Genomic DNA, 14,127 nt, shown 5'->3' with positions numbered 1-14,127 from the left:
CCCGAGTGACAAAAATCTGTCGCTCTTTTGCCGCTACGCGTCCCTCCCCTTCAGCAGTACTTCGCCGTATGTCGCAAAGTGAATGGAACTTTCCTCAAGCCTTTTTGAGCTCCCTAAAGCGCATAAAACAAAGGCTTTCGTGCTGAACAATGTGCCGGATTTTACAAAGCGCATAAGTTTTTTTCGGAATAAGCCTTATGAAAAATTTTTCTTAGCTACGCTCTAGGATGTTCTTAGCTCTGTTGTTACAAGAGTGAAACGCTTAGACCTCCAAATATCGTCAAATATTTGGCGACAGTAACACACCATCAGGACTTAGGGAGATGCACCCATGCGCGTTTTAACCCCCCTCTGCAGCGCGGTTTTGCTGGCCATGGCTTGCACTTCTCAAGCCCAGGCCATGAACCTCACCGAGGCTATTCAAAGCACCATCGCCACGCACCCGGAACTGGCCTCGCGCGTGGACGCCCGCCTGTCGGCGGATGAACAAGTCAAAGTCGCCAAGGGTGGCTTCTATCCGTCCGTCGATTTGAATGCCGCTTACGGTCGCGGTTACAGCGACAACACCAATACCCGCGCCTTCGGCAACCACGACACGCGCATTCTCAACTACACCCAGTCCGAGCTGCGGCTGCGCCAGATGCTGTTCGACGGTTTCAACACCGCCAACGAGGTCGAGCGCACCAAAGGCGTGTCGAATTCGCGTGCGTACTACGCGCAAGGCACCGCCCAGGATCTGGCCCTGCGCACCATCGAGGTCTACCTCGAAGTGCTCAAGCGCCGCGAACTGGTGACCCTGGCCCGCAATAACTTGCAGGCGCACTTGCGCGTCAACGATCAGATCGGCCTGCGCACCGAACGCGGCGTCGGCAGCACGGCTGACTCGGATCAATCGGTCGCGCGTAAAGCGCTGGCGCAGAACAACCTCGACACGGCTGAAGTCGATCTGTCCGACGCCGAAGCCAACTTCTACAGCGTGGTCGGACGCATGCCCGATGAGCTGGAAACCCCGGCCTCGACCCGTGGCGAACTGCCGACCGATTTGCGCGAAGCCCAGCAGAGCATGGTCGACAACAATCCGTATCTGAAGTCCGCCCAGGCTGACGTGCAATCGGCCGAGAGCCAGTACGAAGTCGCCAAATCGCCGTTCTATCCACGCTTCGATGCTGAGGCTGCCGTGGGTGCGAACAACAACGTGCAGGGCGATGAAGGTCACGACAACGAATGGCGGGTGGGTGTGGTGATGAACTACAACCTGTTCCGTGGTGGCAGCGACAAGGCCCGACTGGCCGCCAATGCCCACGACATCAATCAGGCCATGGACATCCGCAACAACGCCCTGCGTCAGCTCAACGAGAACATTCGCCTGGCCTGGAACGCCATGCAGAACGCGAAGAAGCAGACCCCGACCGCCCGCGAATACGCCGAAACCACCAAACGCGTGCGTGCCGCGTATCAGGATCAGTTCGGCCTCGGCCAACGCACCCTGCTCGACTTGCTCGACAGTGAAAACGAGCTCTACAACGCCAACCGTCGCTACACCGAAATCCGCTACACCGAGGAATATTCGATGTACCGCGTGCTGGCGAACATGGGCCAGTTGCTGAGCAAACAACGGGTGGTGCTCCCAGCCGATGCGATCGCCGCGACCGAGGTCAAAAACGAAGCTCGTTTGCCAGAGCTGAAGTAGCGATCTTGATCGTTCCCACGCTCCGCGTGGGAACGCAGCCCGTGACGCTCCGCGTCACTGGACGCAGAGCGTCCCTAGAGGCATTCCCACGCAGAGCGTGGGAACGATCAACCTGAGCCCGTTCTACAGAGGCGATCAATATGACCAGCATGGAACCCGGCCACTCCGGGATCGATCCGCGGCTGAGCTTCGATGATCCGTTACTCGACGGTCTGTTGATCCTCTGCAAACTGCATGGCGCGACCGTCAGTCGCGCCAGCCTGAGCGCCGGGCTGCCTCTCGACAAACAACGCCTGAGTCTCGATCTGCTGCCCCGCGCCGCGGCTCGGGCCGGGCTGCAGGCGCGTATTTTGCGCCGAGACTTGAAGGAGATCTCGCCACTCAACCTGCCGATTCTGCTGCTGCTCAACGACGGTCGCACCGCCGTTTTGCGGCGCTTCGGCGACGACGGCAAAGCGCTGATTCTGCCCAGCGAAGCCGATGGCGGCGAGCAATGGATCAGCCGTGAAGAACTCGCCGAACATTACAGCGGCCAGGCCTTGTTCGCCCGCCCGCGCCACGAACTCGAAGACCTGCGCTCACCGCTGGTGCCACGCGTGCATGCGTGGTTTCGCGACACCCTGAAGCTGTCGAAATGGCTTTACAGTGACGCGATTCTCGCCAGTTTTCTGATCAACCTTTTGGGCCTGATGGTGCCGCTGTTCGTCATGCAGACCTACGACCGCGTGGTGCCGAATCAGGCCACGTCGACCCTGTGGGTGCTGTCGATCGGCCTGCTGATCGGCACCGGTTTCGAACTCGTGTTGCGGGTGGTGCGCGCGCACTTGCTCGACACCGCCGGCAAGAAAACCGATGTGATCCTTTCCGCGACTTTATTCGAGCGCATCACCGGCATGTCGATGAAGGCGCGGCCCGCGACCATCGGCGGTTTTGCCCAAAGCATTCATGACTTCCAGGGCCTGCGCGAATTCCTCACGGCGGTGACCCTGACCAGCCTGATCGACCTGCCCTTCGTCGTGTTGATGTTGGCGGTGATTGGGTTGCTCGGCGGCTGGCTGGTGGTGATTCCGCTGCTGGCGTTTCCGATCACGATCATTTTCGCCATGATCATTCAGGTACGCCTGCGCGACACCGTGCAGAAAAGCCTGAGCCTTGGTGCTGAACGCCAGGCCGTGCTGATCGAAACCCTCGGCGGTCTGGAAACCCTCAAGGCGTGCAGCGCCGAAAGCGAGCGCCAGCACAAATGGGAAAGTACTCACGGCGCCCTCACCCGCCTCGACAGCCATGCGCGCAATCTGTCGGCGCTGGCCACCAACGGCACGTTGTTCATTCAACAGTTTTCGGGGATGGCGACGATTGTCGCCGGGGTCTACAGCATCATCGCCGGCAACCTCAGCGTCGGTGCGCTGGTCGCTACCTACATGCTCGGCAGCCGTGTGCTCGCGCCGCTGGGGCAGATCGCCGGGCTGATCACCCGTTATCAGCAAGCGCAATTGACCATGAAAAGTACCGACGCGCTGATGGCCTTGCCGCAGGAACGTGACGGCAAACAGCGGCCGCTGGAGCGCACGCAACTGCAAGGTGCGCTGGACGTCAACGGCGTGACCTTTCACTACAACGGCCAGAATGCGCCGGCGCTGAGCAATGTCACGTTCAGCCTGAAACCCGGCGAACGGGTCGGCATCATTGGCCGCAGCGGTTCGGGGAAAAGTACCTTGGCGCGTTTGGTCATGGGTTTCTATGAGCCCGAGGAAGGCCAGATGCTGCTCGACGGCCTCGACCTGCGCCAACTCGATGTCGCCGACCTGCGCCAGCAAATCGGTTACGTCGCCCACGACTTGCCGCTGCTGGCCGGCAGCCTGCGCGACAACCTCACCCTCGGCGCCCGCTATATCAGCGATTCGCGGATGCTCGAAGTGGCCGAACTGACCGGCGTGACGGAGCTGGCCCGTCAGCATCCGCAAGGTTTCGACCGGCCAGTGGGTGAACGCGGGCAATTGCTCTCCGGCGGCCAACGTCAGGCCGTGCTGTTGGCGCGCTCGCTGCTGCTCGATCCGCCGATCATGCTGCTCGACGAACCCACCAGCGCCATGGACAACAGCAGCGAAGACCAACTGCGGCAGAAGCTGCACGGTTGGGTGCAAGGCAAGACCTTGCTGCTGGTTACCCACCGCACCTCGATGCTGAGCCTGGTGGATCGGTTGCTGGTGCTGGACAACGGGCGGGTCGTCGCTGACGGTCCGAAAGAAGCGGTCATCGATGCACTGCGCAAGGGCCGTGTCGGCTCGGCGGCGGTCTAGGAGTTGCCCCATGTCTGCTTCCTCCGATAGCAAATCACGCGGCTACTTCGACAGCTTCGGCAAAAGCGCCGAAGCCGAATTCATGCCGGAAACTGCCGGTGCGTCATTGCAGGATTCCCCGCGCTGGTCGCGGATCACCGTGTGGCTGGCGGCAGGCCTGCTGATCAGCGCAGTGGTCTGGGCCAAGTTCGCCGTGCTCGAAGAAGTGACCATGGGCGAAGGCAAGGCGATTCCGTCGAGCAAGATTCAGGTGATCCAGAACCTTGAGGGCGGCATCGTCACCGAGATTTTTTTCCGTGAAGGGCAGATGGTGAATAAGGGCGATACGCTGCTGCGCCTGGATGACACGCGTTTTCGCTCGAACAAAGGTGAAAGCGAGGCCGATCGTTATGCGCTGACGGCGCAGGTCGAACGGCTGTCGGCGGAGGCCGAAGGTCGGCCGTTCAAGCTGTCCGCCGAGGTGATCGCCAAGGCGCCACAGGTCGCCGAAGACGAGCGCTCGCTGTACGAACAACGTCAACGGCGCTTGGCCAGTGAACAGCGCACGTTGAGCGAACAACTGCGGCAGAAGACTCAGGAGCTGGCGGAGTTTCGCTCCAAGCAGGGCCAGTTCAGTTCCAGCCTGGCGCTGCTGCAGCAAGAGATGAACATGTCCGAACCGCTGGTGAAAACCGGTGCTGTATCGCCGGTGGAAATCCTCAGGCTGAAACGCAGTGCGGTAGAAATTCGTGGCTCGCTGAACGCGACGACGCTGGCCATTCCCCGCGCCGAATCGGCGATTGCCGAGATCCGCAGCAAGATCGATGAGTCGGAACAAACCTTCCGCTCCGAGGCCGCGAAAGAGCTGAATGAGAAACGCACCGACCTGTCGAAAATCACCGCGACCAGCATCGCCATCGACGACCGCGTCACCCGCACCACCGTGACCTCGCCGGTGCACGGGGTGATCAAGCAGTTGAAGGTCAACACCATCGGCGGCGTGGTCCAGCCGGGCAGCGACATGGTCGAAATCGTCCCGCTGGAAGACAACCTGTTGATCGAGGCCAAGGTGCGACCGCAGGACGTGGCGTTTCTGCATCCTGGCCAGAAAGCCATGGTCAAATTCAGTGCCTACGACTACACGATTTATGGCGGGCTGAGCGCCAAGCTTGAGTTGATCGGTGCGGATACGATTACCGATGACAAGGGCAACAGCTTCTACCTGATTCAGGTGCGCACCGATAAAAACCACTTGGGCGGGGATGTGAAACCGTTGCTGATCATTCCGGGGATGGTGGCGACAGTGGACATTATTACCGGGGAGAAGAGTGTCTTGGACTACCTGCTGAAACCGGTGCTGAAGGCCAGAACCGAGGCGATGCGCGAGCGGTAGCGAATGATCGTTCCCACGCTCCGCGTGGGAATGCCGCCCGGGACGCTCCGCGTCCCTTCGCGACTGTGACGCAGAGCGTCACTGGATGCATTCCCACGCAGAGCGTGGGAACGATCATCTATCCCCATGGTTACGCTGAAAGGTCTCCTCCCCCATTGCCGCAATCTGCCCTTCGATCAACGCTTCGAACGGCTTGAGCAACGGTTCAAATGATGTCGGCGCTTCCAGCGTCTGCAACGCCTGCACAATCGCCTCAATCGTCGACAACGCCCCCGGCCCGGGTGCCTTGCGCAAGCGATAGCGCGACACGCCGCCCTCGGCCAGCGTCACCCGTGGCAACGCCGCCAGCAATGGATTGAGGTGCAGCATCTTGCGCGCCTTGCGCCACGTACCGTCCGGCACCACCAGCAACAACGGTTCATCGGATTCAGCGTAAGCCTGCATCGGCTGCGCATCGTCAGCGGGAAACAACAGCCGCGCCTGATAACCCGGCCGGTTCAACAACGTCGGCAAATCCTCGAACACTTCACCGACAATCAGCTCGGCATTGCTCAACCCCAACGCCGCCAAGCGCGCCGTATTCAACGCATGATTGACCTCGCTCGGATGCTGCAACAGCAGCACCCGCGTGCGGCTGTCGAGGCTCGGGATCAGCGGGCACAGGCAATGGGTTTGGGGACGCAGGCAGCGCGGGCATTGAATTCTCGACATGCTTATTTTTCCCTACAAGCTAAGCCTGATTGAGCTGTGCTTTGAGCAAATCACGGAAGGTCTGAATCAACGGCTCGCGGCTGCGGCCCCGGCGCATGATCATCGAAAACGGCGCCTGGTAACCGAAGGTCGCTGGCAACAACACCCGCAGATCGCCCTTGTCGGCCCACGCCTGGGCGTAGTGCTCCGGCAAGTAACCGATGTAGGCGCCGGACAGCACCAGAATCAGCTGCGCTTCCATACTTTCCACGGTCGCGGCGCTGTGTTTGAAACCGTGCCGGGCCAGTTCCGCCTGACTCCAGTAACCGCGTCCGACCATGCGTTGCTGGGTGATGACCTGCTCGGGAATCCGCCGCTCGTTGAACAACGGATGACGGCTGCTGCAATACAACCAGTGCTGCTCGCGATACAGCGGCATGTAGACCAGACCGCTCATGCGCGTGGAAAACGCGCCGATGGCCAGATCGAGACGGTTGTCCTGCACGCCCAATTGCAGTTCATACGGGCTCATCACCGACAAATGCAAATGCACCGCCGGGTGTTCCTGGCTGTAAGCGCCGATGGCTTCGGCGAACGGCAAGGCCTTGTCGCTCACCGTGGAATCGATCACGCCGAGGTTGAGCGTGCCGCGCAATTCGCCCTTGAGCGCGGCGGCGTACTGCTCGAAACCTTCGAGTTCGGCGAGCAGGCGCAGGGTTTCCTGATGGAACAGCTCGCCCTTGCTCGTCAGGCTGAACCCGCCGCGCCCGCGATGGCACAGCACCAGGCCGAGCGCGGCTTCGAGCTGGCTCATGTAGGTGCTGATCGCCGAGGTCGACAGGTTGAGTTCCTGCTGCGCGTTGGCGAAACCCTGATGGCGCACGACGCTGACGAAGATGCGCAACAGTTTCAGGTCGGGTAAAGCGTTGGCCATGTCTGCTCCAAGGATCGTCCCCACGCTCTGCGTGGGAATGCAGCCCGTGACGCTCTGCGTCACCTGCGAGTACGGCTGGACGCGGAGCGTCCGTAGATGCATTCCCACGCGGAGCATGGGAACGAGCAGGTGGGGAGTCTGGCATTAGTTTAGAAAAATCTGAACTAAGTTTTTGCCCGTAGCGATTCTTTCGCCGCACTACATTTCGCATCATCGGCCCCACAGCGGCGTCCGAACCCTTGCTGAACGGCGCGCCGACATAAATAAAACAAAGACGATGAGGCCTTACCCGTGGACAAGATTCTTCACCAACCACTGGGCGGCAACGAAATGCCGCGCTTCGGCGGCATCGCCACCATGCTCCGACTCCCCCATGTACCGACCGCTGCCGGCCTGGACGCTGCCTTCGTAGGCGTGCCACTGGACATCGGTACTTCGCTGCGCCCCGGCACCCGCTTCGGGCCACGCGACATTCGCACCGAATCGGTGATGATCCGCCCGTACAACATGGCCACCGGCGCTGCGCCGTTCGACTCGCTGTCGGTCGCCGACATCGGTGACGTGGCGATCAACACCTTCAACCTGCTCGACGCCGTGCGCATCATCGAAGAAGCCTACGACAACATCCTCGAGCACAACGTCATTCCGATGACCCTGGGTGGCGACCACACCATCACCCTGCCGATCCTGCGTGCGATTCACAAAAAGCATGGCAAGGTCGGTCTGGTGCACATCGATGCCCACGCTGACGTCAACGATCACATGTTCGGCGAGAAGATCGCCCACGGCACCACCTTCCGTCGCGCCGTCGAAGAAGGTTTGCTGGATTGCGATCGCGTTGTACAGATTGGTCTGCGAGCGCAGGGTTACACCGCTGACGACTTCAACTGGAGCCGCGATCAGGGCTTCCGCGTCGTTCAAGCCGAAGAGTGCTGGCACAAGTCGCTGGCGCCACTCATGGCCGAAGTACGCGAGAAAGTCGGCGGTGGCCCGGTGTACCTGAGCTTCGACATCGATGGTATCGACCCGGCCTGGGCGCCTGGCACCGGCACCCCGGAAATCGGTGGTCTGACGACCATTCAGGCGATTGAAATCATTCGCGGCTGCCAAGGCCTCGACCTGATCGGTTGCGATCTGGTAGAAGTCTCGCCCGCTTATGACACCACCGGCAACACCTCGCTGCTGGCCGCCAACCTGCTGTACGAAATGCTCTGCGTACTGCCCGGCGTGGTCCATCGCTGAGGGTCGGGTCATGAACGAACGTGATCAGGTTTTGCAAGCGGCCGCCGATCTGGTGGCTGCCTTTGCCCGTAACGATCGCGAAGCTTATTTCGGTGCGTTCAGCGCCGACGCAAGTTTCGTCTTCTACACCCTCGAACAGCCGCTGCTGTCGCGCGATGCCTATCAGGCCTTGTGGGACAACTGGCGCGCAGAGGATGGCTTCGAAGTGCTCTCGTGCACGTCGAGCAACGCCTTCGTCAGCCTGCAAGGTGACGTGGCGATTTTCATCCATGACGTGGCCACCGAGCTGCGCATGCAAGGGGAGCAACATTTCAGCCAGGAGCGCGAGACGATTGTTTTCAAGAAACAAGCGTCGAGCCTAGAACAACAAGGCCTTTGGCTGGCCTGCCACGAACATTTGTCCGCAATGCCGGAAGGGCTGCCATCCCCTTAGCCAAACAGGTGACGCCTCACGCACGATGAGGCGCGCCTTTATGATCGGAGCAGATCATGAATAACAACAACAACGACCAGAGCCTTACGCAGATTGAAACCCACGGGGTCGAACAGATCCCGGACCACGAACGCACCGCTGGCCCGACGGACTTGTTCCGGATGATCTTCGGCGGTTCGAATACCTTTGCCACCGCCGTGCTCGGCAGTTTCCCGGTGCTGTTCGGTCTGTCTTTTCAGGCCGGCGTCTGGGCGATTGTGCTGGGCGTGCTGCTCGGCTCGCTGATCCTCGCACCGATGGGCCTGTTCGGCCCGCTCAACGGCACCAACAATGCCGTGTCGTCCGGTGCGCACTTCGGCGTGCACGGGCGCATCGTCGGTTCGTTCCTGTCGCTGTTGACCGCTATCGCGTTTTTCTCGCTCTCGGTGTGGAGTTCGGGGGATGCGCTGATCGGGGGTGCAAAACGCCTGATCGGTCTGCCGGAAACCGACCTGACCCTGGGCCTCGCTTACGGTCTGTTCGCTATCCTGGTGCTGACCGTGTGCATCTACGGCTTCCGCTTTTTGCTGTGGGTGAACAAGATCGCGGTGTGGAGCGCCAGCCTGTTATTCCTGCTGGGCATCTTCGCCTTCGCCGGTCCTTTCGACGCGCATTACGCGGGCACTGTGAGCCTCGGTCAGCCGGGCTTCTGGGCCGCGTTCATCGGCGCTGCATTGGTCGCGATGAGCAACCCGATTTCCTTCGGTGCGTTCCTCGGCGACTGGTCGCGCTACATCCCGCGTCACACCTCCAAGCAACGCATCATGGCTGCGGTGGTGCTGTCGCAGATCGCCACGTTCATCCCGTTCCTGTTCGGCCTGAGCACCGCGACCATCGTCGCGATCAAGGCGCCGGACTACATCGCGGCGAACAACTATGTCGGTGGTTTGCTGGCGGTGTCGCCGAGCTGGTTCTTCCTGCCGGTGTGCCTGATTGCAGTGATCGGCGGCATGTCCACCGGCACCACGTCGCTGTATGGCACCGGGCTGGACATGTCCAGCGTGTTTCCGCGAGTGCTGTCGCGCGTGAAAGCGACGCTGCTGATCGGCGTGCTGTCGATTGCCTTCATCTTCATCGGGCGCTTTGCGGCGAATCTGGTGCAGAGCGTGTCGACCTTCGCCGTGCTGATCATCACCTGCACCACGCCATGGATGGTGATCATGATCATCGGCCTGTTAGTGCGTCGCGGCTTCTACTGCCCGGATGACCTGCAAGTGTTCACGCGCGGCGAACAGGGCGGACGCTACTGGTTCAGCCACGGCTGGAACTGGCGCGGTCTGGGCGCATGGATCCCAAGCGCGGCGGTGGGTTTGTGCTTCGTCAATTTGCCGGGGCAGTTCGTTGGCCCGCTGGGTGAAATGGCCGGCGGCATCGACATCAGTTTACCGGTGACCCTGGGCCTCGCTTCGGTGGTGTACCTCACGCTGCTGAGCCTGTTCCCGGAACCGCGCGAAGTGTTCGGCCCGAAGGATGCGCGCAGCCAAATCGTGGAAAAACCTGAACTGCGCCAAGCCGCCTGACGCAGATCCCCTGTGGGAGCGAGCTTGCTCCCACAAAGGGCAGCCACACCGAACCAAATTTGTTTCACCATAAAAAAGACAATCGGAGACACGCCATCATGGCTTTGGATTTATTCGTCGTCCTCATCTACGCCGCCGGCATGCTCTTGCTCGGCTACTTCGGCATGCGCAAGGCCAAGACCAACGAGGACTTTCTCGTCGCCGGTCGCAACCTCGGCCCAAGCCTGTACATGGGCACCATGGCCGCGACCGTGCTCGGTGGGGCGTCCACCGTCGGCACCGTGCGTCTGGGTTACGTGCACGGCATCTCCGGTTTCTGGCTGTGCGCGGCACTGGGTTGCGGCATCGTTGCGCTGAACCTGTTCCTCGCCAAACCGCTGCTGAAACTGAAGATCTACACCGTTACCCAAGTGCTGGAAAAGCGCTACAACCCGATGGCCCGCTCGGCGAGCGCGGCGATCATGCTCGCCTACGCACTGATGATCGGCGTGACCTCGATCCTCGCCATCGGCACCGTGCTGCAAGTGCTGTTTGACCTGCCATTCTGGGCTTCGGTACTCGTCGGTGGTGGCGTCGTGGTGATCTACTCGGCGATTGGCGGCATGTGGTCGCTGACCCTGACTGACATCGTCCAGTTCATCATCAAGACCGTGGGCCTGATGTTCATCCTGTTGCCGATCTGCCTGTACCGCGTTGGCGGTTGGGACGAACTGGTGCTGAAACTGCCGGCGACTGCCTTCAGCTTCACCACCATCGGCTGGGACACGATCATCACCTACTTCATGATCTACTTCTTCGGCATCCTGATCGGTCAGGACATCTGGCAACGGGTGTTCACCGTCAAGACCGCCAAAGTCGCGCAATACGCCGGCAGCATCGCCGGCATCTACTGCATCGTCTACGGTCTGGCCTGCGCGCTGATCGGCATGGCTGCACACGTGCTGATCCCGGATCTGGACAACGTCAACAACGCCTTCGCCGCCATCGTCAAACTGTCGCTGCCGGACGGCATCCGTGGTCTGGTGATCGCTGCTGCACTGGCCGCGATGATGTCCACCGCCAGTGCCGGCCTGCTCGCCGCTGCCACCACCATCACCGAAGACCTGCTGCCGAAACTGCGTGGCGGCAAACAGTCGAGCCTGGCGATCAACCGTTTGTTCACCCTGCTCACCGGTATTGTCGTGCTGGGTATCGCACTGGTGGTGAACGATGTGATCAGCGCCCTGACCCTCGCCTACAACCTGTTGGTGGGCGGCATGCTGATCCCGCTGATCGGTGCGATCTTCTGGAAACGCGCGACCACTGCCGGCGCCATCGCCAGCATGGGCCTGGGTTTCGCCACGGCGCTGCTGTTCATGTTCAAGGACGGTCTGGATGCGAACACGCCGATCTACTACAGCCTGGCCGTGGGTCTGGTGAGTTTTGTGGTGGTCAGCCTGGTTTCTCCTCGTCCGGCAACCGTGGCGAGTGCGATCTAAGCTCTGATGTAACGACTTGATGCTTTCTTCGACGGGTGTGGCGTCGGTTGCCACACCCGTTTTTTTCGTCTGGAGAAAAGTGCTTATGAAGATCGTTTCGCGCGATCAGTGGTTTGAAGTGCAGAGTTTCGGTCATGGAGTTCGGCTGATTCATGAGCCCTACATTCGACCGTTCTACCGCTGCAACCTGTGGCATATTCAGGGCCGCGACAAAGACCTGTTGCTCGATAGCGGTTCAGGGCTGGTCAGCCTGCGCGAGCAGTTGCCCTGGATCACCGAGCGGCCATTGGTGGCGGTGGCCAGTCACTGCCATTTCGACCACATCGCCGGGCATCATGAATTTGCTGAACGGCTGGTGCAGCCGGCCGAGGCGGACATTCTTGCGGCACCCGATGGCGAGAATGATTTGAGCCGAGCCTTTGTCGGCGATGACATGTTCGAGGCGCACCCGGACTGCCCGTTGTGCTACGCCGAATACCGGGTCAAAGCCGCGCCGGCCACGGGGTTTGTCGAGGACGGCGATGTGCTCGATCTGGGCAATCGCACACTGCAAGTGCTGCACACACCCGGGCATTCGCCGGGCGGCATCAGCCTGTATGAGGCGGCGACTGAAACCCTGTTCAGCGGTGACATCATTTACGACGGGCCGCTGATCGAGGACGCCTACCATTCGAATCTGCGGGATTACGCCACGAGTCTGCGGCGTCTGCACGCCCTGCCCGTGCGCACGGTACATGGCGGGCACTTCGGCAGTTTTGCCGGTGCGCATTTGCGTTCGATGATTGACGAATGGCTGCGCAGGCACGCGTGAGGCCTGCTTCACTCAAGCCAAACAACAATCAGACATTTCTGCCATGAGAAGAGCTGCCGTGCGTGCCGCCGTGCATCGGTTCATCCGGCGTCTGCTGGAAAACCGTGACTTCAATGAACACACCAGCCTGGTGCAATTGGGTTTGGAAAAAGCCGATATCGAGGATTTGATCTTTCATCTGGAAGATGAATTCGGACTGACGGCATTCACCGCCGAAGAAGATCGCATGCTCAAGACAGCGAAGACCGCGAATGACTTGAGCCGGTTTTTGCTTGAGATTGGCCGGCACTGAAAGCAAAAGATCGCAGCGTTCGGCAGCTCCTACATTGATTCGTGTAGGAGCTGCCAAAGGCTGCGATCTCTTGACCCTTAAAGAGGCACTTACCGCCGGCGTGGCTGACGGCGGCGCTGCTCGTCATCGGTGCGGATCGGGACAGGCTGCATAGGCGGTTCGATCAAGCCGAGGGCTACACCCAAGTCGTGAAGCCAGTTTTGAATTTTCTCTTTCATCGTCATGCCCCCTTCAGGGTGGTGCTGAGCGGCCGGAATTCTGAGGCCGCTTCGCACTGATAATAGTCCGAAGTCCTACGCAATGCTCGGCCAAATCCGCAATGATCTGTTACTGAATTGAACAGAGTTCGCCGCCATTGGTTCAGGCTGTTTCTCGGGTTTCGATCTGAGCCGCAGGATAGACAGCCTGCTGCACCTCGACCCAGGCATTGAGGTTGGCGCCGACCATGCCTTTGCGCCACATGAGCCACGTTGTCGCACCCACGAATGGTTCGGCCAAAAAGTGCGCGGCGACGCTTTCGCGACCCGGCAGGCTGGCAAGCATCGACTCAGACATCAATGCCACGCCGCTGCCAGCAATCACGCAGGCGAGCATGCCTTGATACGACTCGATCTCGATCGCTCGCCCCATCGTCGCGTGGTAATGCGAAAACCAGGCTTCCAGGCGCATCCGATAAGAACAACCGCGGCGAAAGGTAAACACTGAGCGTCCTTCGACATCTTTGGCACTGTGCACGGGCGGATGGTCGGTTTCGGTGATCAGCACCAAACGCTCTTCGCACAACGGCACGCCATCCAGTCCGGCCAGCTCCAGCGGGCCATCGACCAGCGCCGCATCGAGTCGGCCAGTGAGCAAACCTTCAAGCAACTCGCCACTCGGCGCCGATTGCACCTGCAGGTTCACCGCCGGGTATTGCTTGTGATAACGCGCCAGCAACGCCGGCAAATGGATCGCCGCCGTGCTGTACATCGTACCGAGGACAAAATCCCCCGCCGGTTGCCCGCCCATCACTGCCGCACTGGCCTGATCACGCAACGCGAACAGTTTGCCGGTGTAGTCCAGCAGGACTTTTCCTGCAGGCGACAACTGCAAACGCTGACGCTCACGGACGAAAAGCTCTACGCCCAGTTGCTCTTCAAGCTGTTTAAGCCGCGTCGACAGATTGGAGGGCACCCGGTGCAGGCGTTCGGCGGCCCGGGTAATTGAACCTTCCTCGGCCACGGCCTGAAAGATCCGCAGTTGGCTGAACTCCACAAGCATTCTCCAGAACAGAACAAGTTACTCACTATTATTCAATTTTAAAGAAAGTCAATCAGTCCTAGCCTG

13 protein-coding genes are annotated in these 14,127 nt (G+C 60.4%); 9 read left to right on the top strand and 4 right to left on the bottom strand.

Annotation, left to right across the window (positions count from 1 at the left end):
- The first annotated feature begins 331 nt into the window (after positions 1–331).
- From ACQ4OE_RS24975 to ACQ4OE_RS24965, 3 genes are all read left to right on the top strand, one after another.
- The gene (locus tag ACQ4OE_RS24975) at positions 332–1,690 is read left to right on the top strand and encodes a TolC family outer membrane protein (protein ID WP_122591815.1); all 1,359 of its coding nucleotides are present in this window, start codon (positions 332–334) and stop codon (positions 1,688–1,690) included.
- A gap of 140 nt (positions 1,691–1,830) precedes the next feature.
- Positions 1,831–3,990 (top strand): type I secretion system permease/ATPase, encoded by a 2,160-nt coding sequence (locus tag ACQ4OE_RS24970; RefSeq protein WP_430948253.1) that lies wholly within the window; start codon positions 1,831–1,833, stop codon positions 3,988–3,990.
- Between the two features lie 10 nt (positions 3,991–4,000).
- A complete protein-coding gene (locus ACQ4OE_RS24965; protein ID WP_430948252.1) occupies positions 4,001–5,362 on the top strand; it encodes an HlyD family type I secretion periplasmic adaptor subunit in 1,362 nt (453 codons plus the stop codon).
- 114 nt (positions 5,363–5,476) lie between these two features.
- Here ACQ4OE_RS24965 and ACQ4OE_RS24960 read toward each other — a convergent pair whose 3' ends face one another.
- Together ACQ4OE_RS24960 and ACQ4OE_RS24955 are read right to left on the bottom strand one after the other, a co-directional pair.
- On the bottom strand, positions 5,477–6,073 hold the full coding sequence (locus tag ACQ4OE_RS24960) for a tRNA-uridine aminocarboxypropyltransferase (RefSeq protein ID WP_430948251.1): 597 nt from the start codon (positions 6,071–6,073) through the stop codon (positions 5,477–5,479).
- A 19-nt stretch (positions 6,074–6,092) separates the two neighbouring features.
- Positions 6,093–6,986, bottom strand: coding sequence for a LysR family transcriptional regulator (locus ACQ4OE_RS24955; protein ID WP_007956593.1), 894 nt, complete (start codon positions 6,984–6,986; stop codon positions 6,093–6,095).
- 291 nt (positions 6,987–7,277) lie between these two features.
- Between ACQ4OE_RS24955 and speB the strand changes: the two genes are divergently transcribed.
- The 6 genes from speB to ACQ4OE_RS24925 all read left to right on the top strand — a co-directional run bounded on the left by speB (position 7,278) and on the right by ACQ4OE_RS24925 (position 12,801).
- Complete coding sequence (gene speB, locus ACQ4OE_RS24950; protein ID WP_039761035.1) at positions 7,278–8,228, top strand: agmatinase; 951 nt, start codon at positions 7,278–7,280, stop codon at positions 8,226–8,228.
- A gap of 10 nt (positions 8,229–8,238) precedes the next feature.
- The gene (locus tag ACQ4OE_RS24945; protein ID WP_430948250.1) at positions 8,239–8,661 is read left to right on the top strand and encodes a YybH family protein; all 423 of its coding nucleotides are present in this window, start codon (positions 8,239–8,241) and stop codon (positions 8,659–8,661) included.
- A 56-nt stretch (positions 8,662–8,717) separates the two neighbouring features.
- Positions 8,718–10,220 (top strand): purine-cytosine permease family protein, encoded by a 1,503-nt coding sequence (locus ACQ4OE_RS24940; protein WP_430948249.1) that lies wholly within the window; start codon positions 8,718–8,720, stop codon positions 10,218–10,220.
- A gap of 98 nt (positions 10,221–10,318) precedes the next feature.
- Positions 10,319–11,698, top strand: a complete 1,380-nt coding sequence (locus tag ACQ4OE_RS24935) for a sodium:solute symporter (protein ID WP_430948248.1) — start codon at positions 10,319–10,321, stop codon at positions 11,696–11,698.
- A gap of 85 nt (positions 11,699–11,783) precedes the next feature.
- Positions 11,784–12,509, top strand: a complete 726-nt coding sequence (locus tag ACQ4OE_RS24930) for an MBL fold metallo-hydrolase (protein ID WP_430948247.1) — start codon at positions 11,784–11,786, stop codon at positions 12,507–12,509.
- Between the two features lie 43 nt (positions 12,510–12,552).
- A complete protein-coding gene (locus ACQ4OE_RS24925; protein WP_430948246.1) occupies positions 12,553–12,801 on the top strand; it encodes an acyl carrier protein in 249 nt (82 codons plus the stop codon).
- Between the two features lie 89 nt (positions 12,802–12,890).
- Here the strand turns inward: ACQ4OE_RS24925 and ACQ4OE_RS24920 are convergent, their stop codons facing one another.
- Positions 12,891–13,019, bottom strand: a complete 129-nt coding sequence (locus ACQ4OE_RS24920; protein WP_003198971.1) for a PA1414 family protein — start codon at positions 13,017–13,019, stop codon at positions 12,891–12,893.
- 142 nt (positions 13,020–13,161) lie between these two features.
- Positions 13,162–14,055 carry a putrescine utilization regulator PtrR gene (gene ptrR, locus ACQ4OE_RS24915; protein WP_122591801.1) on the bottom strand — a complete coding sequence of 298 codons (894 nt, stop codon included), beginning with the start codon at positions 14,053–14,055 and terminating at the stop codon, positions 13,162–13,164.
- Positions 14,056–14,127 lie beyond the last annotated feature (72 nt).

This window comes from Pseudomonas sp. WC2 (assembly GCF_050586545.1).
Classification (GTDB): domain Bacteria; phylum Pseudomonadota; class Gammaproteobacteria; order Pseudomonadales; family Pseudomonadaceae; genus Aquipseudomonas.
This window is presented reverse-complemented; position numbering and strand designations above follow the sequence as displayed.